General features: G+C 58.8%; 22 protein-coding genes. 16 read left to right on the forward strand and 6 right to left on the reverse strand.

Going from position 1 to position 18227, the window contains the following annotated elements; genetic code table 11:
* Positions 1 to 274: 274 nt before the first annotated feature.
* Positions 275 to 778 (reverse strand): L,D-transpeptidase family protein, encoded by a 504-nt coding sequence (locus PSH88_RS05945; RefSeq protein ID WP_305425331.1) that lies wholly within the window; start codon positions 776 to 778, stop codon positions 275 to 277.
* A 66-nt stretch (positions 779 to 844) separates the two neighbouring features.
* Positions 845 to 1396: an NUDIX hydrolase gene (locus tag PSH88_RS05950; RefSeq protein ID WP_038981700.1), complete on the reverse strand. Its 552-nt coding sequence runs from the start codon at positions 1394 to 1396 to the stop codon at positions 845 to 847.
* A gap of 146 nt (positions 1397 to 1542) precedes the next feature.
* Between PSH88_RS05950 and PSH88_RS05955 the strand changes: the two genes are divergently transcribed.
* The 5 genes from PSH88_RS05955 to purT all read left to right on the forward strand — a co-directional run bounded on the left by PSH88_RS05955 (position 1543) and on the right by purT (position 4908).
* Positions 1543 to 2142 carry a CoA pyrophosphatase gene (locus PSH88_RS05955; RefSeq protein ID WP_305425332.1) on the forward strand — a complete coding sequence of 200 codons (600 nt, stop codon included), beginning with the start codon at positions 1543 to 1545 and terminating at the stop codon, positions 2140 to 2142.
* A gap of 68 nt (positions 2143 to 2210) precedes the next feature.
* Positions 2211 to 2735, forward strand: a complete 525-nt coding sequence (locus PSH88_RS05960; RefSeq protein WP_003221962.1) for a gamma carbonic anhydrase family protein — start codon at positions 2211 to 2213, stop codon at positions 2733 to 2735.
* Positions 2732 to 2947, forward strand: a complete 216-nt coding sequence (locus PSH88_RS05965; protein WP_008014745.1) for a DUF1289 domain-containing protein — start codon at positions 2732 to 2734, stop codon at positions 2945 to 2947. Before PSH88_RS05960 ends, PSH88_RS05965 begins: the two co-directional genes overlap by 4 nt.
* A gap of 212 nt (positions 2948 to 3159) precedes the next feature.
* Entirely contained in the window at positions 3160 to 3627 is a 468-nt protein-coding gene (locus PSH88_RS05970) for a VUT family protein (RefSeq protein ID WP_305425333.1), read from the forward strand.
* A gap of 99 nt (positions 3628 to 3726) precedes the next feature.
* Positions 3727 to 4908: a formate-dependent phosphoribosylglycinamide formyltransferase gene (gene purT / locus PSH88_RS05975; protein WP_305425334.1), complete on the forward strand. Its 1182-nt coding sequence runs from the start codon at positions 3727 to 3729 to the stop codon at positions 4906 to 4908.
* Positions 4909 to 5034: 126 nt separating this feature from the next.
* On the opposite strand, the gene PSH88_RS05980 is transcribed toward purT, so the two are convergent.
* The 3 genes from PSH88_RS05980 to PSH88_RS05990 all read right to left on the reverse strand — a co-directional run bounded on the left by PSH88_RS05980 (position 5035) and on the right by PSH88_RS05990 (position 8828).
* Entirely contained in the window at positions 5035 to 6351 is a 1317-nt protein-coding gene (locus PSH88_RS05980; protein ID WP_305425335.1) for an MFS transporter, read from the reverse strand.
* A 410-nt stretch (positions 6352 to 6761) separates the two neighbouring features.
* On the reverse strand, positions 6762 to 8003 hold the full coding sequence (locus PSH88_RS05985) for an HlyC/CorC family transporter (RefSeq protein ID WP_305425336.1): 1242 nt from the start codon (positions 8001 to 8003) through the stop codon (positions 6762 to 6764).
* Between the two features lie 12 nt (positions 8004 to 8015).
* A complete protein-coding gene (locus PSH88_RS05990; protein WP_030129838.1) occupies positions 8016 to 8828 on the reverse strand; it encodes a cytochrome C assembly family protein in 813 nt (270 codons plus the stop codon).
* Between the two features lie 210 nt (positions 8829 to 9038).
* Here PSH88_RS05990 and ffh point away from each other — a divergent pair, with 210 nt between their 5' ends.
* The 5 genes from ffh to rplS all read left to right on the forward strand — a co-directional run bounded on the left by ffh (position 9039) and on the right by rplS (position 12609).
* Positions 9039 to 10415: a signal recognition particle protein gene (ffh, locus tag PSH88_RS05995; protein WP_123494408.1), complete on the forward strand. Its 1377-nt coding sequence runs from the start codon at positions 9039 to 9041 to the stop codon at positions 10413 to 10415.
* Positions 10416 to 10664: 249 nt separating this feature from the next.
* Positions 10665 to 10916, forward strand: coding sequence for a 30S ribosomal protein S16 (rpsP, locus tag PSH88_RS06000; RefSeq protein ID WP_003198088.1), 252 nt, complete (start codon positions 10665 to 10667; stop codon positions 10914 to 10916).
* Between the two features lie 5 nt (positions 10917 to 10921).
* Positions 10922 to 11458, forward strand: a complete 537-nt coding sequence (gene rimM / locus PSH88_RS06005; RefSeq protein WP_046053340.1) for a ribosome maturation factor RimM — start codon at positions 10922 to 10924, stop codon at positions 11456 to 11458.
* A complete protein-coding gene (trmD, locus tag PSH88_RS06010; protein WP_173860472.1) occupies positions 11440 to 12213 on the forward strand; it encodes a tRNA (guanosine(37)-N1)-methyltransferase TrmD in 774 nt (257 codons plus the stop codon). Before rimM ends, trmD begins: the two co-directional genes overlap by 19 nt.
* 45 nt (positions 12214 to 12258) lie before the next feature.
* Positions 12259 to 12609, forward strand: coding sequence for a 50S ribosomal protein L19 (gene rplS / locus PSH88_RS06015; RefSeq protein ID WP_003175895.1), 351 nt, complete (start codon positions 12259 to 12261; stop codon positions 12607 to 12609).
* 277 nt (positions 12610 to 12886) lie between these two features.
* Here rplS and suhB read toward each other — a convergent pair whose 3' ends face one another.
* Positions 12887 to 13705, reverse strand: a complete 819-nt coding sequence (suhB, locus tag PSH88_RS06020; protein WP_008070994.1) for a type III secretion system regulator SuhB — start codon at positions 13703 to 13705, stop codon at positions 12887 to 12889.
* A gap of 144 nt (positions 13706 to 13849) precedes the next feature.
* On the opposite strand from suhB, the gene trmJ reads away from it, so the two are divergent.
* The 6 genes from trmJ to iscA all read left to right on the forward strand — a co-directional run bounded on the left by trmJ (position 13850) and on the right by iscA (position 18224).
* The gene (gene trmJ, locus PSH88_RS06025) at positions 13850 to 14620 is read left to right on the forward strand and encodes a tRNA (cytosine(32)/uridine(32)-2'-O)-methyltransferase TrmJ (protein WP_305425339.1); all 771 of its coding nucleotides are present in this window, start codon (positions 13850 to 13852) and stop codon (positions 14618 to 14620) included.
* Between the two features lie 2 nt (positions 14621 to 14622).
* A complete protein-coding gene (gene cysE, locus PSH88_RS06030) occupies positions 14623 to 15399 on the forward strand; it encodes a serine O-acetyltransferase (RefSeq protein ID WP_305426948.1) in 777 nt (258 codons plus the stop codon).
* A gap of 238 nt (positions 15400 to 15637) precedes the next feature.
* On the forward strand, positions 15638 to 16129 hold the full coding sequence (gene iscR / locus PSH88_RS06035) for a Fe-S cluster assembly transcriptional regulator IscR (protein WP_007903581.1): 492 nt from the start codon (positions 15638 to 15640) through the stop codon (positions 16127 to 16129).
* Between the two features lie 50 nt (positions 16130 to 16179).
* Positions 16180 to 17394, forward strand: a complete 1215-nt coding sequence (locus PSH88_RS06040) for an IscS subfamily cysteine desulfurase (protein ID WP_305425340.1) — start codon at positions 16180 to 16182, stop codon at positions 17392 to 17394.
* Positions 17395 to 17479: 85 nt separating this feature from the next.
* On the forward strand, positions 17480 to 17866 hold the full coding sequence (iscU, locus tag PSH88_RS06045) for a Fe-S cluster assembly scaffold IscU (RefSeq protein ID WP_003443374.1): 387 nt from the start codon (positions 17480 to 17482) through the stop codon (positions 17864 to 17866).
* 34 nt (positions 17867 to 17900) lie between these two features.
* On the forward strand, positions 17901 to 18224 hold the full coding sequence (gene iscA / locus PSH88_RS06050; protein WP_007903589.1) for an iron-sulfur cluster assembly protein IscA: 324 nt from the start codon (positions 17901 to 17903) through the stop codon (positions 18222 to 18224).
* The last annotated feature ends 3 nt before the right edge of the window (positions 18225 to 18227 follow it).

Consider the following 18227-nt stretch of genomic DNA (forward strand, 5'->3'; position numbering starts at 1 on the left):
CTAAGTGGTATTAGAGAGGGGGATTTTGAAAGTAAAGATCGCAGCCTTTGGTAGTGCCTGCAGAGGGAATTGGTATCTCCCCGGTAGGCGCTGACGAAGGCTGCGATCTTTTAAAATTATTTTTCGATGCCGACCGAAGGTAGTCACCTGATCGTTCCTACGCTCTGCGTGGGAATGCCTCTACGGACGCTCCGCGTTCGGCTTCAAGTGGGACGCGGAGCGTCCCGGGCTGCATTCCCACGCGGAGCGTGGGAACGATCATTACGGGGGGAGGTTACGGACGAATCTCAATCATCGTGCCATCCGGCACCAGGCCCCAAACCTCGCGCATGTCCATGTTGCGCATGGCAATGCAGCCGTCGGTCCAGTCCAGCGTATGGAACAGGTCTTCCGGGTTGTCTTCGGTGTCTGGAGTGCCGTGGATCATGATCATGCCGCCAGGCTCGACGCCTTCGCGCCGGGCGCGGGCGGCGTCGCTGATGTTGGGGTAGGAGATGTGCATCGCCAGGTTGAAACGGTCGCTGATCTTGCGCCAGTCCACCCAATAAAAGCCTTCGGGGGTGCGTTTGTCGCCCTCCATCAGCTTCGGCCCCGTGGGGCGTTTACCCAGGGAAATGCGATAGGTCTTGATCGGCTTGCCATCATTGATCAATTGCAATTGATGGGCAGATTTGAGAACCAGAACTTTTTCGATGACTCTGCCGTCCAGCGTTTCCGTGGAGGAAGCCTGGGTGACAGCGACAAACGATAAGCAAAAAACAGCAAGCAACCAGCGCATTGAAACGATATCCCTAAGAGGTGTCGCGACTATTTATTTTATAGATGCTTTTTTGTGTAGGAGCTTTTAAATGATGGCAGGCTGGACCAGCGGCGGGATCGATTCGGACCGCACGGGGTAGACCTCGGTCCGCCGGTCAGCGAAGAAGCATTCTAAGGTACGGCCCACCGTGCGGAAAGCCAGTTCGCCCCAAGGGATGTCGGCTTCTTCGAACAGTTGCACTTCCAGGCTCTCGGGACCCGCGGAAAAATCCAGGTCCACAAGCTCTGCGCGAAAGAACACATGCACCTGGCTGATGTGTGGCACGTCGATCAGCGTGTAGATACTCAGGTTGCGCACCCGGGCACAGGCTTCTTCGGCGGTCTCGCGAATGGCGGCTTGTTCGATGGTCTCACCATTTTCCATGAAACCGGCGGGCAGGGTCCAGTAACCGAGCCGTGGCTCGATGGCGCGACGGCACAGCAGCACCTTCGAACCCCAGGTCGGTACGCAACCGGCGACGATATTGGGGTTCTGGTAATGGATGGTATGACAGCTGTCGCAGACAAAACGCAGGCGCGAATCGCCTTCGGGAATGCGCTGGGTTACCGGGTTGCCGCACTGGCTGCAAAATTTCATGCTTGGGTTCCTGAATGCTGCGCCTATCTTGGCGTGCAGCGGTGTCGGTCGGCAAGTTGTCGTTTCGCGACATGAGGCTGTTCGGGGCTTGGGCGGCCGGTGCGATTGGTGCATGATGCAGGGTAAGGCACAGATCGAGAAGACTCATGCTGGACGAGCTACTGCACCGGGTAAGCAATCACACGCCGCGTACGCTGGAAACCGACCGACGTTTCCCCGAAGCCGCGGTATTGGTGCCCATCACGCGCAGTGACGAACCGGAATTGGTGCTAACCCTTCGCGCCAGCGGGCTCTCGACCCATGGCGGCGAAGTCGCCTTTCCCGGCGGTCGACGCGACCCTGAAGACCCTGACCTGATTTTCACTGCCTTGCGCGAAGCCGAAGAAGAAATCGGCCTGCCGCCGGGGCTGGTTGAAGTGATCGGCCCATTGAGCCCGCTGATTTCCCTGCACGGCATCAAGGTCACACCTTATGTCGGTGTGATTCCGGATTTTGTCGAGTATCTGGCCAACGACGCCGAGATCGCCGCGGTGTTCAGCGTCCCTCTGGAGTTCTTCCGCGAGGACCCGCGCGAGCACACTCACCGCATCGACTACCAGGGCCACAGTTGGTACGTGCCGAGCTATCGTTATGGCGAGTACAAGATCTGGGGGCTGACGGCGATCATGATCGTCGAGTTGATCAACCTGCTCTATGACGCGAAAATCAGCCTGCATCAACCACCCAAGAGTTTTATCAAAACCTGAAGCCATCGCGCGTATGGCGTGAATCCTGCTTTTCGCTAGTGAGCCAGCCTGGCCTTGAGGACAACAAGATGAAATACCGCCTGGGCGACGCCCGCGTCGATACCCATCCGCAGAGTTGGGTCGCACCCAACGCCGTGCTGGTGGGCAAGGTCAAACTGGAAGAGGGCGCCAACGTCTGGTTCAACGCCGTGTTGCGTGGCGACAACGAATTGATCCTGATCGGCAAGAACAGCAACGTGCAGGACGGCACCGTAATGCACACCGACATGGGCTACCCGCTGACCATTGGCACCGGCGTGACCATCGGCCACAACGCCATGCTCCACGGCTGCACAGTGGGCGATTACAGCCTGATCGGCATCAACGCGGTGATCCTCAATGGCGCGAAAATTGGCAAGAACTGCATCATCGGCGCCAACTCGCTGATCGGTGAGGGCAAGGAAATTCCGGATGGTTCACTGGTCATGGGCTCACCGGGCAAAGTCGTACGGGAGTTGACTGAGCCGCAAAAGAAGATGCTCGAAGCCAGTGCTGCCCACTATGTTCATAACTCGCAGCGTTATGCCCGCGACTTGGTCGAGCAGGAAGAATGAGCACCATTGAACGACCGGTTCCATCGCCGTGCGTGAACATTTGCGCGCTGGATGAGGATGACATTTGCACCGGGTGTCAGCGCACGGTGGAAGAAATCACCCGCTGGAGCCGGATGGACAACGCAGAGCGGCGCAAGGTGTTGGGGTTGTGTCATGAGCGGGCGAAGTCGAGTGGGTTGATCTGGATGTTGCCCTCCAAGTCCGATTCCTGATGATTGCACGCGGTTCTTGTGGCGAGGGGGCTTGCCCCCGTTCGGCTGCGCAGCAGTCGTAAAGTCGATACGCGCGGTGATTCAGGTAGAAAATAGTTGCAGGTTTTAGCACTGCTACGCAGTGCAACGGGGGCAAGCCCCCTCGCCACAGGTGATCTGTGCGCTGAAGATGAAGTACCCTGTGCACCAAATTGACAGGTATCCCCCGCCCCATGTTCTTCCTGATCGCCTACATCAGCAGCGTCGTGCTGATCAATTACGCCTTTTCCAGCGCCCCGCACCTGGACATCATCTGGTCGGCCTGGGGTGGTCTGGTGTTCGTGCTGCGCGACATGGTGCAAACCCGTTTCGGTCACGGCGCGCTCGCGGCGATGCTGGTGGCGCTGGTGCTGTCCTATGTCACTTCCGACCCGTCCATTGCCTTGGCCAGCGCTACGGCGTTCGCGGTGTCCGAGTGTATCGACTGGCTGGTGTTCAGCATCACCAAGCGTCCATTGCACGATCGCCTGTGGATAAGTTCGGCGCTGAGCATCCCGCTGGACACCTTCATCTTCTTCGGCATGATCGATGCTTTCACTCCGGCCGTGATCCTCACCGCCATGGGTTCGAAGTTCGCAGGTGTGACGGTCGTATGGCTGATCATGGCCTGGCGCTTGCGTAATCAGGCTGTCGCCAGCTGAAGCCAAACCCTCAGGTTCATGTAAAATGCCGCGCTTTCTCCCCATGGGAAGCGTGCCAGGCACCGCATCCCTCGATGATCCGCTTCTTGAGGACCTGAGATGACCCGTATCGGAACTCCATTGTCGCCAACCGCGACCCGCGTATTGCTGTGTGGCTGTGGTGAGTTGGGCAAGGAGGTGGTGATCGAGCTGCAACGCCTGGGCGTTGAAGTGATTGCCGTGGATCGCTACGCCAATGCGCCGGCCATGCAAGTCGCCCATCGCAGCCATGTGATCAACATGCTCGACGGCGCCGCCCTGCGTGCAGTGATCGAAGCCGAGAAGCCGGACTTCATCGTGCCGGAAATCGAAGCCATCGCCACCGCGACCCTGGTGGAGCTGGAGTCCGAAGGCTTCACCGTGATTCCGACCGCCCGCGCCGCACAGCTGACCATGAACCGCGAAGGCATCCGTCGCCTGGCCGCTGAAGAGCTGGGTCTGCCGACGTCGCCGTACCACTTCGCCGACACCTTCGAGGACTACAGCAAGGCTGTCGAAAATCTGGGTTTCCCATGCGTGGTCAAACCGGTCATGAGTTCCTCGGGCAAAGGCCAGAGCCTGCTGCGCAGCGTTGATGACGTGCAGAAGGCCTGGGATTACGCTCAAGAAGGTGGCCGCGCCGGTAAAGGTCGCGTGATCATCGAAGGCTTCATCGACTTCGACTACGAAATCACCCTGCTGACCGTGCGCCACGTTGGCGGCACTACGTTCTGCGCGCCGGTTGGCCACCGTCAGGAGAAGGGCGACTACCAGGAATCCTGGCAGCCACAAGCCATGAGCCCGGTTGCTCTGGCTGAATCCGAGCGCGTTGCCAAAGCGGTGACCGAAGCCCTGGGTGGCCGTGGTCTGTTTGGCGTCGAGCTGTTCATCAAAGGTGATCAGGTCTGGTTCAGCGAAGTCTCGCCGCGCCCCCATGACACCGGTCTGGTGACTCTGATTTCCCAGGACCTGTCGCAGTTCGCGCTGCACGCACGGGCGATCCTGGGCCTGCCGATTCCATTGATCCGTCAGTTCGGCCCATCGGCTTCGGCGGTGATTCTGGTGGAAGGGCAGTCGGCTCAGACCGCATTCGCCAATTTGGGCGCTGCGTTGAGCGAGCCGGATACTGCATTGCGTCTGTTCGGCAAGCCTGAGGTTAATGGCCAGCGTCGGATGGGTGTGGCGTTGGCGCGTGATGAGTCGATCGAGGCTGCACGGGCAAAAGCGACCCGCGCTTCTCAGGCTGTTGTTGTAGAGCTGTAAACCGAGGCGCGGCTATCGCGGGCAAGTCGAATCGTCGCACCGCCGCTCCCACAGGATTTAGGTTGTTCGCAGATGTTGTGTACACCCAAAACCTGTGGGAGCGGGCTTGCCCGCGATGGCGGTCTATCAGGCCACCCGATTCAAATCGTTATGCCGCGTCTCCTTCAGGCACAGCACCGCAATCAAGCTCAGCACCGCCGCCCCCGACACATACCCGCCGACATAACTCAAACCGCCCATCGCCACCAGTTTTTGCGCAAAGAACGGCGCCGCCGAGGCTCCGACGATCCCGCCCAGGTTGTAGGCCGCCGATGCGCCGGTATAGCGCACGTGGGTTGGAAACAGCTCTGGCAGCAGCGCGCCCATCGGCGCAAATGTCACGCCCATCAGAAACAGTTCGATGCACAGGAACAGCGCCACGCCCCAGGTCGAGCCTTGGGTCAGCAGCGGTTCCATCAGGAATCCGGACAGAACCGCCAGCACACCACCGATGATCAGCACCGGTTTGCGCCCGAAACGATCACTCGCCCAAGCCGACAGCGGTGTTGCGGCCGCCATGAACAGCACGGCGAAACACAGCAGGCCGAGGAAGGTTTCTCGGGTGTAACCGAGCGTCGACACGCCATAGCTCAACGAAAACACCGTTGATATGTAGAACAGCGCGTAGCACACCACCATCGCCCCGGCCCCCAGCAGCATCGGTGCCCAGTATTGGCTGAACAGCTCGACCAGCGGGATTTTCACTCGTTCCTGACGAGCCATGGCGTTGGCGAACACCGGGGTTTCGTGGAGCTTGAGGCGCACGTACAAGCCCACCATCACCAGCGCGGCACTGAGCAGGAACGGAATCCGCCAGCCCCACGAACGGAACTGCTCGTCGTTCAGGCTCATGGCCAGGGTCAGGAACAGGCCGTTGGCCGCCAGAAACCCGATCGATGGACCGAGTTGCGGGAACATGCCGTACCAGGCGCGCTTGCCTTTGGGCGCGTTCTCCGTGGCCAGCAATGCGGCGCCGCCCCATTCACCGCCCAGCCCCAGGCCCTGGCCGAAGCGCAGTACGCAAAGCAGGATCGGCGCCCAGGCGCCAATGCTGTCGTAACCCGGCAGCACGCCAATCAGCGTGGTACACACGCCCATCAATAGCAGGGAAGCGACCAGTGTCGATTTACGCCCGATGCGGTCACCGAAGTGGCCGAACAGCGCCGAACCCAGTGGCCGCGCAAGGAAGGCGATACCGAAGGTGAGGAACGCCGACAGCATCTGGGCAGTGCCGGAGGTTTGCGGAAAAAACACCGGACCGATCACCAGCGCAGCGGCGGTGGCATAGACGTAGAAATCGTAGAACTCGATGGCTGTGCCGATGAAACTCGCGGTGGCTACTCGGGTGGCGGAGTTGGTTGGTTGGACAGGCGCGGTGTCGCTGAACGTTGTGCTGGTCGTCATGCGGTAATCCCTGACAGTCATGTGCCCCAGTGGAGCGAATTATTATGGTCGAATACCCAGGGATGTGGGTTGAGATACGGTCGCTGTTCAAGGTAGGAACAGTCGTCGCAGTGGTGCGGATATTGTCGATGAACTGGCCGGAACCTGCTGCGTGCGGGGTAAGCACGTGGTTCGGCGGAGGCTTGGGTAAGCAGCTTGATTATAGGAAGGCGGCTAATGATTCAACAAGCGGCTTGGAGGATGCGATGGCTTTTGTGGCGAGGGAGCTTGCTCCCGCTCGGGCGCGTAGCGGCCGCAAAATGGCTGAATGCGTTCGTTAAGCATCATCGTAGCTGATCGGGCCTGCTTCGCAGGCCAGCGGGAGCAAGCTCCCTCGCCACAGGCAAGCCCCCTCGCCACAAGGAATTGCGTCAGATTTTGGAAAGGGCCGGTACTGAGCTGGTATGCCAGATCAGCACGCGCGTGACGCGATTGTCTTCCGTCTCCAGAATTTCCAGCCGATAACGCCCGATCTTCAGGCAGACCGCGCTGTCCGGAATCGTTTCCAGCGCCTCGGTCACCAACCCGTTAAGGGTTTTCGGACCATCGCTGGGCAAGTGCCAGCCAAGGCTTTTGTTCAATTCGCGAATCGACGCCGCACCCTCGATGACCAGACGACCATCGGCCTGCGGATGGATGTGCGGGTTATCCAGGCTGTGCTGGCTTTCGAATTCACCGACGATTTCTTCGAGAATGTCTTCCAGGGTCACGATGCCCAGCACTTCTCCGTATTCGTCGACCACCATTCCCAAGCGCCGCTGCTGCTTGTGGAAATTCAGCAATTGCAGCTGCAGCGGGGTGCTTTCCGGTACGAAGTACGGTTCGTGACTGGCTGCCAGCAGCGCTTCCAGGGTCAGGCTTGAATCCGGCAATAAATGACGGATCTGGCGGGTGTTGAGCACCGCTTCGACCTGGTTGATGTCGCTGTGGAATACCGGCAGGCGGGTGCGCCTGTTATGGCGCAGTTGCTCGATGATTTCTTCGAGGGAGTCGTCCAGATTGATTCCGTCGACGTCACTGCGCGGCACCAGAATATCGTTGACCGTAATGTTATCCAGTGCGTGGATGCCTGACAGCGAATGCGGGCGACTGGCTGCGTGTTCGTGATCGTCGCGCCGATCTGCCGGCGCCTCGTCTTCGCTTTGCTGCACCACGTTGATTTTGCGGGCGAATGGTCGCATTAGCAGTTGGCTGATGGCATTGAGTAGCCAGGCAGCCGGGTAGACGATCCTCAAGGGTACGCCGAGCAGTGTGTTACCCAGGGTCAGTACGGCATCCGGATAGCGCGCGGCAAGGGTGCGCGGCAGGTAGTCGGCGAACACCAGCAACACCGCGCTGGCACCGAGGCAGGCAATCCATGGGCCGTTTTGCGCCCAGGTGAAAATCGCTAGCAAGGTGCTGATGACCACCACCAGCGCGCGACACAGGGTGTTGCAGAGAATCAGGCTGCTGAGTGGGAAACTCAGCTTGGCCACGGGTTTGTCGCTCGAACGCGAGGCCGTTCGCTGGGCCAGCAAGTGCTGTTGTGCAATTTCGATGGCGGTAAACAGCCCCGACCATAAAATCAGCAGGGCCAGCACCGCGAGCATCGGCCCTATGGGCAAGTCGTCCATTAATGCCGCCCGTCAGATATGCAGAATGTATTCGCGGACCAGCTTGCTGCCGAAATACGCCAGCATCAGCAGGCAAAAACCGGCAAGGGTCCAGCGGATGGCTTTGTGTCCGCGCCAGCCGAGGCGGTTACGTCCCCAAAGCAACACGCTGAACACAATCCAGGCCAGGCACGCCAGCAGGGTTTTATGCACCAGGTGCTGGGCGAACAGATTCTCGACGAACAGCCAGCCGGAGATCAGTGACAGCGACAGCAGGCTCCAGCCAGCCCAGAGGAAACCAAACAGCAGGCTTTCCATGGTTTGCAGCGGCGGGAAATTCTTGATCAGCCCGGACGGATGCTTGTGTTTGAGCTGATGGTCCTGAACCAGCAGCAGCAAAGCCTGGAACACCGCGATGGTGAACATGCCGTAAGCGAGGATCGACAAGAGGATGTGGGCGAGGATGCCTGGCTCTTCGTCAATGATCTGCACTGTACCGGCAGGGGCAAACTGTGCCAGCAGCACGGTGGCGGCGCCCAGCGGGAACAGCAATAGCAGCAGGTTTTCCACCGGAATCCGCGAGCAGGCCAGCAAGGTCAGGGCGATGACCGCTGCGGCAATCAGGCTGGCGGCGCTGAAAAAGTCCAGGGCCAGGCCGATCGGTGTCAGCAGATAGGTGATCAGGCTGACGCTGTGGGCCAGCACGGCCAGCACACCGAGCGTGACCAGCAGGCGCTTGTTCGCCTTGGCGCCGGTGGCCAGACGAGTGCCCTGATAGAGAGTCGCAGCGGCATATAAGCAGGCGGCGGCGAGGGTGGTAAGCAAACTGGGTGACAAGGGGAGCATAAATCCTGTTAGGCAAGCCCGAAAGGCGCTGAGTTTGGCATAGAACCCCCACAGCACGAAAGACCATGCAACCTGACGGCGAGGTGTCCGCCAGACGCAGTCTTCGCTATAATCCGCGACCTGCCCACGCCGCAGGCTCGCCGAGCACATGTTTATTCCGGTCTGGGCCGCCATTATCCCGGTCTACACAGGGCCTGAAAGGATCGCGCAATGTTTGAAAACTTAACCGACCGTCTCTCGCAGACGCTGCGCCATGTCACCGGCAAGGCCAAGCTGACCGAAGACAACATCAAAGACACCCTGCGCGAAGTGCGCATGGCGCTGCTCGAGGCCGACGTCGCCTTGCCGGTGGTCAAAGACTTCGTCAATTCGGTCAAGGAACGTGCTGTTGGCACCGAGGTGTCGCGCAGCCTGACGCCGGGCCAGGCCTTCGTGAAAATCGTCCAGGCCGAACTCGAAAGCCTGATGGGCGCGGCCAACGAAGACCTGAACCTGAGCGCCGTTCCTCCTGCCGTCGTGTTGATGGCCGGTTTGCAAGGTGCGGGTAAAACCACCACCGCCGGCAAACTGGCGCGCTTTCTTAAAGAACGCAAGAAGAAGTCGGTCATGGTCGTGTCCGCGGACGTTTACCGTCCGGCGGCGATCAAGCAGCTTGAAATGCTCGCGGGTGAAATTGGCGTTACCTTCTTCCCGTCCGACCTGAGCCAGAAGCCGGTCGACATCGCGCAAGCCGCTATTAAAGAAGCAAAACTGAAATTCATCGACGTGGTCATCGTCGATACCGCCGGTCGTCTGCACATCGACGAAGAGATGATGGGCGAGATCAAGGCGCTGCACGCCGCGATCAACCCGGTTGAAACCCTGTTCGTGGTCGATGCCATGACCGGCCAGGACGCCGCCAACACGGCCAAGGCCTTCGGCGATGCGCTGCCGCTGACCGGTGTGATCCTGACCAAGGTCGACGGCGATGCTCGTGGCGGTGCCGCGCTGTCGGTACGTGCCATCACCGGCAAGCCGATCAAGTTCATCGGTATGGGCGAGAAGAGCGAAGCGCTCGAACCGTTCCATCCTGAGCGTATTGCGTCGCGCATCCTTGGCATGGGCGACGTGCTCAGCCTGATCGAGCAGGCTGAACAGACCCTCGACAAAGACAAGGCCGATAAACTGGCCAAGAAGCTGAAGAAGGGCAAGGGCTTCGATCTCGAAGACTTCCGCGATCAGCTGCAACAGATGAAGAACATGGGCGGCCTCGGCGGCCTCATGGACAAACTGCCGAACATCGGCGGCGTGAATCTGGCGCAAATGGGCAACGCCCAGGGCGCGGCAGAGAAACAGTTCAAGCAGATGGAAGCCATCATCAACTCCATGACCCCGGCCGAGCGCCGCGACCCCGAGCTGATCAGCGGTTCGCGCAAGCGCCGGATCGCCATGGGTTCCGGCACTCAGGTGCAGGATATCGGTCGCTTGATCAAGCAGCACAAGCAGATGCAGAAGATGATGAAAAAATTCTCCGCGAAAGGCGGCATGGCTAAAATGATGCGCGGCATGGGCGGTATGTTGCCCGGCGGCGGTATGCCGAAAATGTAAAGTATTTACGCAAGGGCTTGCCCTTGCATCTCCCACAAGGAAGTGGGATCTCCAGCAAACCCGCACTTGGCGGGAGCTGACTGGCCATTTTCAACGATGGCTCTATAGCAAATCTGGATGGCGACCGATAGGTCGCCGGAAAAAGACATTTGCAAAAGTCCGGATATTCCTTAGAATATGCGGCCTTTCGGGCACCTATGCCCGCTGTGCCTTTAGATTTGCAGCACCGACTACAGGAACGATGTTCACATGCTAACAATCCGTCTTGCCCTTGGCGGCTCCAAAAAGCGCCCGTTTTACCACTTGACCGTAACCGACAGCCGCAACCCGCGCGACGGTTCGCACAAGGAACAGGTTGGTTTCTTCAACCCTGTTGCTCGTGGTCAAGAAGTTCGTCTGTCCGTGAACCAAGAGCGCGTAGCCTACTGGCTGAGCGTTGGTGCACAACCTTCTGAGCGCGTTGCTCAGTTGTTGAAGGAATCTGCTAAGGCTGCGGCCTGAGCTATATGAACGCGACGCCAGCTGTTGCCGATGATTTGATCGTTATTGGCAAAATTTATTCTGTTCATGGCGTTCGCGGCGAAGTGAAGGTGTATTCCTTTACTGATCCAACTGAAAACCTGTTGCAGTACAAAACCTGGACGCTCAAGCGCGAAGGTAATGTGAAACAGGTTGAGCTGGTCAGCGGACGTGGGAGCGACAAGTTCCTGGTCGCAAAGCTCAAGGGTCTTGATGATCGTGAAGAAGCGCGTCTTCTGGCTGGTTATGAGATCTGTGTGCCGCGCAACCTGTTCCCTGAATTGACCGACGGCGAGTACTACTGGTACCAGCTGGAAGGTCTGAAGGTTATTGATCAGCTCGGGCAATTGCTCGGGAAAATCGATCATCTTCTGGAAACCGGCGCCAATGATGTAATGGTGGTCAAGCCTTGCGCTGGCAGCCTGGATGATCGCGAACGCCTGTTGCCCTATACGGAGCAATGCGTGTTGGCTGTCGACCTTGCCGCAGGCGAGATGAAGGTGGAATGGGATGCGGACTTCTAAGCGTGGCTAACCTGCGCGTAGAAGTGATCAGTTTGTTTCCCGAGATGTTCTCCGCCATCAGCGAGTACGGCATCACCAGTCGGGCGGTGAAACAGGGGCTGTTGCAGCTCACCTGTTGGAATCCGCGAGACTACACGACGGATCGGCATCACACTGTGGACGATCGCCCATTTGGCGGTGGTCCGGGCATGGTGATGAAGATCAAGCCCCTGGAAGATGCTTTGGTTCAGGCCAAGGCAGCAGCCGGGGAGGCGGCGAAGGTGATTTACCTGTCCCCCCAAGGCCGTCAACTGACTCAGTCGGCGGTACGCGAGTTGGCGAATCTGGATGCATTGATCCTGATTGCCGGCCGCTATGAAGGTATTGACGAGCGTTTTATTGATGCTCATGTCGATGAAGAGTGGTCGATTGGCGACTATGTACTGTCTGGCGGCGAGCTGCCGGCGATGGTCCTGATCGATGCGGTTACACGACTGCTGCCTGGAGCTTTAGGGCATGCGGACTCCGCCGAGGAAGATTCCTTTACGGATGGTTTGCTGGATTGCCCGCACTACACCCGACCGGAGGTGTATGCGGATCAGCGTGTTCCCGACGTATTGCTAAGTGGCAATCACGCGCATATCCGGCGTTGGCGTTTACAGCAGTCCCTTGGTAGGACCTTTGAACGACGCGCCGATCTTCTGGAAAGCCGCTCGCTTTCTGGAGAAGAGAAGAAGCTGCTCGAGGAATACATCCGCGAGCGGGACGATAGTTAACAACGTATCGATGGTAGATCCGACGATTTACCTTAGGAGCACAGCATGACTAACAAAATCATCCTTGCACTCGAAGCAGAGCAGATGACCAAAGAGATCCCTACCTTTGCCCCGGGCGACACCATTGTCGTTCAGGTGAAAGTGAAGGAAGGTGATCGTTCGCGTCTGCAAGCGTTCGAAGGCGTCGTTATCGCCAAGCGTAACCGCGGCGTAAACAGTGCTTTCACCGTTCGTAAAATCTCCAACGGTGTTGGCGTAGAGCGTACTTTCCAGACCTACAGCCCGCAAATCGACAGCATGGCCGTTAAGCGTCGCGGTGACGTACGTAAAGCCAAGCTGTACTACCTGCGTGACCTGTCCGGTAAAGCAGCTCGCATCAAGGAAAAACTGGCTTAAGTCCAGCTTCCGATGCCGAAACGCCGGCCTGTTCAGGCTGGCGATTCAAGAAAATGCCTCGTATCGAAAGATGCGGGGCATTTTTCGTTATGGTGCGGAACCTGTAGGCGCGAGGCTGCCCGCGAAGAGGGTGTGACAGTCGATATTGATGTTGCCTGGTACGCCGCCTTCTCGGGCAGGCCCGCTCCAGCAAGGGGGGGGGCGGCATTGAGGGTTTTTTTCTGCGCAAAAAAACGCCCCGAACAAGTCGGGGCGTTTTCTTGAGTTGCTTGTGCGCTTAGCGCTTCAGCGAAGCTGGCAGGTGCGGCTGGATCGCCGTCAATACTGCCTTGAAGCATTTGGTGTTGCCGGCAACGATGTGGCCTTTCTCAAGGAAGTCGTGACCGCCGGTGAAGTCGCTCACCAGGCCGCCAGCTTCCTGGATCAGCAGGGCGCCTGCAGCCATGTCCCACTCGGACAGGCCCGACTCCCAGAACGCATCGAAACGGCCGGCGGCCACGTAGGCCAGGTCCAGGCTCGCCGAGCCAGCGCGGCGGATGCCGGCGGTCTGGCCAACCAGGGCGCGGAACATGCCCAGGTAGTTGTCGAGGTTGTCCATCTGGTCGTCGCGGAATGGGAAGCCGGTACCCAGCAGGGCGCCGTCCAGGCTGGTGCGGCCGCTAACGCGCAGGCGACGACCGTTCAGTTGGGCGCCGCGACCACGGCTGGCGGTGAATTCTTCCTGGCGAACCGGGTCCAGAACAACAGCGTGCTCCAGGCGACCGCGGTATTTGCAGGCAATGCTGACAGCGAAGTGAGGAATGCCGCGCAGGAAGTTGGTGGTGCCGTCCAGTGGGTCGATGATCCACAGGTACTCTTCGCCTTCGATGCCGCTACCGGCGTGCATGCCGGTTTCTTCACCCATGATCGAGTGATTAGGATAAGCCTTGCGCAGCGCATCGATGATTTTCTGTTCGGCGGCGCGATCCACCTCGGATACGTAATCCTTGGCGTCTTTTTCGTCGACCTTGATGGTATCCAGGCGCTCGATGGAGCGGAAAATCAATTCACTGGCGCTGCGGGCGGCGCGCAGCGCGATATTCAGCATGGGCTGCATGGATGTGTCACCTAAGGTTGTTAAAGAAAGCCGGGCATTCTATCAGAAAGTTTCTACAGGTGAAGGTCGGCGTTCGCTTTCATGGCTTAACGGTAGGATGGGATGTAAGATTCGGCTCCCCCTTTATGTTCGAGAGCGCCTCCCTTGCTGCAAAACATTCGTGTCGTCCTGGTCAATACCAGTCACCCCGGAAATATCGGCGGGGCTGCGCGTGCCATGAAGAACATGGGCCTGTCGCGGCTGGTGCTGGTCGAACCGCGGTTGTTCCCGCATCACGAGGCCGATGCGCGTGCGTCTGGCGCCGGTGACATCCTTGAAAAAGCTCAGGTCGTCGCCACTCTGGAAGATGCCTTGGTCGGCTGTAATCTGGTGCTGGGTACCAGTGCTCGTGATCGTCGCATTCCCTGGCCGTTGCTCGACCCCCGCGAATGCGGTGTGAAGGTGGTCGGGGAGGCGGAGCAGGGTGCCGAGATCGCATTGGTGTTTGGTCGTGAAGACTCCGGCCTGACCAATGAAGAGCTGCAGCGATGTCATTATCACGTGCACATCCCATCAGACCCCGAGTTCAGTTCGCTGAACCTTGGGGCGGCGGTGCAGGTGTTGAGCTATGAAGTGCGCATGTCCTGGTTGGCGGCTGCAGGTCAGCCGAGCAAGGTCGAGAAGGATGAAGTGGCGTCCACCAAGAGTGGTGAGCTGGCGACCATGGATGAGCTAGAGCGATTCTATGAACACCTGGAGCAAACGCTGGTGGCCATCGAATTCCTCGACCCGGAAAAACCACGGCACTTGATGGCGCGCCTGCGCCGTTTGTACGGACGCAGCTCGGTCAGCCGGGCGGAAATGAATATATTGCGTGGCATCCTCACGGAAACCCAGAAAGCGGCCCGTGGTGAGCTTCTAAAACGGAAGGATTAATGATGTTCGAGCGTTTGCGTGAAGATATCCAAAGTGTTTTCCATCGTGACCCGGCGGCGCGTAATGCTTTTGAGGTTCTGACGTGCTACCCGGGCATGCACGCCATCTGGATCCATCGCCTGTCGTCAGCGTTGTGGGGCATGGGCTGGAAATGGCTGGCGCGGCTGGTGTCGAACTTCGGTCGCTGGTTGACCGGGATCGAGATTCATCCGGGTGCCAAAGTGGGTCGTCGATTCTTTATTGACCATGGCATGGGCATCGTTATCGGTGAGACCGCCGAGATCGGCAACGACGTCACCCTGTATCAAGGCGTGACCCTTGGCGGCACCAGCTGGAACAAGGGCAAGCGTCACCCGACGCTGGAAGATGGCGTAGTGGTCGGGGCGGGCGCCAAAGTACTCGGCCCGTTTACGGTGGGTGCCGGGGCCAAGGTGGGGTCCAATGCCGTGGTCACCAAGGCGGTTCCGCCCGGGGCGACAGTGGTGGGGATTCCAGGGCGGATCATCGTCAAGTCCGATGAAGAGCAGGACGCCAAGCGCAAGGCCATGGCCGAGAAGATCGGTTTCGATGCCTACGGTGTCGGTGAAGACATGCCGGATCCGGTGGCACGAGCCATTAACCAGTTGCTCGATCATCTGCAGGCGGTAGATGGTCGACTTGAAGGCATGTGCGGGGCACTGAAGGATCTGGGTAGTAATTACTGTGCGAAAGATCTGCCTGAACTGCGCGAAGAAGACTTTGCCTGCGTGAAAGATAAGGATCAGAGTCAGGTCAGCTAGACCGAGTCGGCTTCTTCGCGGGCAAGCCTCGCTCCTACATGGATTGCGCGAATCCTGTGGGAGCGGGCTTGCTCGCGAAGAGCGATAACTCGCAATTGCTGGCTGTACACGGCCAGCCTTTGCTATGATGCGCGCGCTCTTTTGCGGGTAAACCTGACTAAAGTACTAGGTCTTATAGTTGACTTAAATACTCGGGAATTGCATACTCGCCCCATTCCGAACTCCGTGGTAATTGTCCATGCGACTGACTACAAAAGGCCGATACGCCGTGACCGCCATGCTTGACCTGGCGTTGCACGCGCAGCACGGGCCGGTGTCCCTGGCCGATATCTCCGAGCGCCAAGGCATTTCCCTGTCCTACCTCGAGCAGCTTTTTGCCAAATTGCGCCGCAGCAATCTGGTGTCCAGTGTTCGCGGTCCAGGCGGTGGTTACCAGCTGTCCCGCGATATGCAGGGGATTCAGGTCGCCCAGGTGATCGATGCGGTCAACGAATCGGTCGATGCAACCAAATGCCAGGGCCAGGGCGATTGCCATCAAGGCGACACCTGTCTGACCCACCACTTGTGGTGCGATCTGAGCCTGCAGATTCACGAATTTCTGAGCGGTATCAGCTTGGCTGACCTTGTAACTCGCCGTGAGGTGCAAGAAGTAGCCCAGCGTCAGGACCAGCGTCGTTGCAATAGCAAGGCGCCGCGCCTGGACAAGATTGAAGCGTCCGCCGTCGAATGACAGCCAAAGAGCTAGCGGCACGCCAGCCAGCCTGATTTAGGAGATAGTCCATGAAATTGCCGATTTACCTTGATTACTCTGCGACCACCCCGGTTGATCCGCGTGTCGCGCAAAAGATGAGTGAATGCCTGCTGGTCGACGGAAACTTCGGTAACCCGGCGTCCCGTTCCCACGTGTTCGGCTGGAAAGCTGAAGAGTCCGTCGAGAACGCTCGTCGTCAGGTCGCTGACCTGGTTAACGCCGACCCGCGTGAAATCGTCTGGACCTCCGGTGCCACCGAGTCCGACAACCTGGCAATCAAGGGTGCGGCGCATTTCTACTCCACCAAAGGCAAGCACCTGATCACCACCAAGATTGAGCACAAGGCTGTCCTCGACACCATGCGCCAACTGGAGCGTGAAGGTTTCGAAGTGACTTACCTCGATCCTCGCGAAGATGGTCTGGTCACTCCAGAGATGGTTGAAGCTGCCCTGCGCGATGACACCATCCTGGTGTCGGTCATGCACGTGAACAACGAAATCGGCACCATCAACGACATCGCAGCCATCGGCGAACTGACCCGCTCCAAGGGGATCCTGTTCCACGTCGACGCTGCTCAGTCCACCGGCAAGGTCGAGATTGACCTGTCGAAGCTGAAAGTCGACCTGATGTCGTTCTCTGCCCACAAAACCTACGGCCCTAAAGGCATCGGCGCGCTGTACGTCAGCCGCAAGCCGCGTGTGCGCATCGAAGCGACCATGCACGGCGGCGGTCACGAGCGTGGCATGCGCTCCGGCACCCTGGCGACCCACCAGATCGTCGGCATGGGCGAAGCGTTCCGTGTGGCCAAGGAAGACATGGCTGCCGAAAATGCACGCATCAAAGCCCTGAGCGACCGTTTCTTCAAGCAGGTCGAAGGCCTGGAAGAGCTGTACGTCAACGGCAGCATGACCGCTCGCGTACCGCACAACCTGAACCTGAGCTTCAACTACGTCGAAGGCGAGTCGCTGATCATGGCGCTCAAGGATCTGGCGGTTTCGTCCGGTTCGGCCTGCACCTCGGCGTCGCTTGAGCCTTCGTATGTACTGCGCGCCCTGGGCCGCAACGACGAACTGGCACACAGCTCGATTCGCTTCACCTTCGGCCGATTCACCACCGAAGAAGAAATCGACTACGCCGCGCAGAAAGTCTGCGAGGCCGTCACCAAGCTGCGCACTCTGTCGCCGCTGTGGGACATGTACAAAGACGGCGTCGACATTTCGAAAATCGAGTGGGCGGCACACTGATATTCAAGTCGCCGCAACCGGGCCCTGCGAATCCACGATTGGCAGGGTTTCAAGAGCGACTCCTGATGAGTGAGGATTAAGAATCATGGCTTACAGCGAAAAGGTCATCGACCACTACGAGAACCCGCGCAACGTCGGCAAGATGGATGCAGAAGATCCTGATGTCGGCACCGGCATGGTCGGCGCTCCGGCGTGCGGTGACGTGATGCGTCTGCAGATCAAGGTCAACGAGCAAGGCATCATCGAAGACGCCAAGTTCAAGACTTACGGTTGCGGTTCGGCGATCGCCTCCAGCTCCCTGGCGACCGAGTGGATGAAAGGCAAGACTCTGGATGAAGCAGAGACCATCAAGAACACTCAACTGGCCGAAGAACTGGCCCTGCCGCCAGTGAAAATTCACTGCTCCGTACTTGCTGAAGACGCTATCAAAGCGGCCGTTCGCGACTACAAGCAGAAGAAAGGCTTGATCTGACTTTCAAGATTTGGCGACGAGTAAGGAGTCACCGATGGCTATCAGCATGACAGAAGCGGCTGCTCAACACGTGCGACGCTCCCTCAACGGGCGCGGCAAAGGTGAAGGGATTCGCCTGGGTGTTCGCACCACAGGCTGTTCCGGCCTTGCCTACGTGCTGGAGTTTGTCGACGAGGTGGTGGCAGAGGATCAGGTGTTCGAAAGTCACGGCGAGAAAGTGATCATCGACCCGAAAAGCCTGGCCTACCTGGACGGCACCGAACTCGATTTCGTCAAGGAAGGGTTGAACGAAGGCTTCAAGTTCAACAATCCCAACGTGCGCGGTGAATGTGGCTGCGGCGAAAGCTTCAACATCTGAGGC

The organism is Pseudomonas wuhanensis, assembly GCF_030687395.1.
Lineage (GTDB): Bacteria > Pseudomonadota > Gammaproteobacteria > Pseudomonadales > Pseudomonadaceae > Aquipseudomonas > Aquipseudomonas wuhanensis.

Bases quoted from the DNA above. Each gene is read 5' to 3' on its own strand.
- PSH88_RS05945 (WP_305425331.1), bottom strand. From the start codon at position 778: ATGCGCTGGTTGCTTGCTGTTTTTTGCTTATCGTTTGTCGCTGTCACC.
- PSH88_RS05950 (WP_038981700.1), bottom strand. From the start codon at position 1,396: ATGAAATTTTGCAGCCAGTGCGGCAACCCGGTAACCCAGCGCATTCCC.
- PSH88_RS05955 (WP_305425332.1), top strand. From the start codon at position 1,543: ATGCTGGACGAGCTACTGCACCGGGTAAGCAATCACACGCCGCGTACG.
- PSH88_RS05960 (WP_003221962.1), top strand. From the start codon at position 2,211: ATGAAATACCGCCTGGGCGACGCCCGCGTCGATACCCATCCGCAGAGT.
- PSH88_RS05965 (WP_008014745.1), top strand. From the start codon at position 2,732: ATGAGCACCATTGAACGACCGGTTCCATCGCCGTGCGTGAACATTTGC.
- PSH88_RS05970 (WP_305425333.1), top strand. From the start codon at position 3,160: ATGTTCTTCCTGATCGCCTACATCAGCAGCGTCGTGCTGATCAATTAC.
- purT (WP_305425334.1), top strand. From the start codon at position 3,727: ATGACCCGTATCGGAACTCCATTGTCGCCAACCGCGACCCGCGTATTG.
- PSH88_RS05980 (WP_305425335.1), bottom strand. From the start codon at position 6,351: ATGACGACCAGCACAACGTTCAGCGACACCGCGCCTGTCCAACCAACC.
- PSH88_RS05985 (WP_305425336.1), bottom strand. From the start codon at position 8,003: ATGGACGACTTGCCCATAGGGCCGATGCTCGCGGTGCTGGCCCTGCTG.
- PSH88_RS05990 (WP_030129838.1), bottom strand. From the start codon at position 8,828: ATGCTCCCCTTGTCACCCAGTTTGCTTACCACCCTCGCCGCCGCCTGC.
- ffh (WP_123494408.1), top strand. From the start codon at position 9,039: ATGTTTGAAAACTTAACCGACCGTCTCTCGCAGACGCTGCGCCATGTC.
- rpsP (WP_003198088.1), top strand. From the start codon at position 10,665: ATGCTAACAATCCGTCTTGCCCTTGGCGGCTCCAAAAAGCGCCCGTTT.
- rimM (WP_046053340.1), top strand. From the start codon at position 10,922: ATGAACGCGACGCCAGCTGTTGCCGATGATTTGATCGTTATTGGCAAA.
- trmD (WP_173860472.1), top strand. From the start codon at position 11,440: ATGGGATGCGGACTTCTAAGCGTGGCTAACCTGCGCGTAGAAGTGATC.
- rplS (WP_003175895.1), top strand. From the start codon at position 12,259: ATGACTAACAAAATCATCCTTGCACTCGAAGCAGAGCAGATGACCAAA.
- suhB (WP_008070994.1), bottom strand. From the start codon at position 13,705: ATGCAGCCCATGCTGAATATCGCGCTGCGCGCCGCCCGCAGCGCCAGT.
- cysE (WP_305426948.1), top strand. From the start codon at position 14,623: ATGTTCGAGCGTTTGCGTGAAGATATCCAAAGTGTTTTCCATCGTGAC.
- iscR (WP_007903581.1), top strand. From the start codon at position 15,638: ATGCGACTGACTACAAAAGGCCGATACGCCGTGACCGCCATGCTTGAC.
- PSH88_RS06040 (WP_305425340.1), top strand. From the start codon at position 16,180: ATGAAATTGCCGATTTACCTTGATTACTCTGCGACCACCCCGGTTGAT.
- iscU (WP_003443374.1), top strand. From the start codon at position 17,480: ATGGCTTACAGCGAAAAGGTCATCGACCACTACGAGAACCCGCGCAAC.
- iscA (WP_007903589.1), top strand. From the start codon at position 17,901: ATGGCTATCAGCATGACAGAAGCGGCTGCTCAACACGTGCGACGCTCC.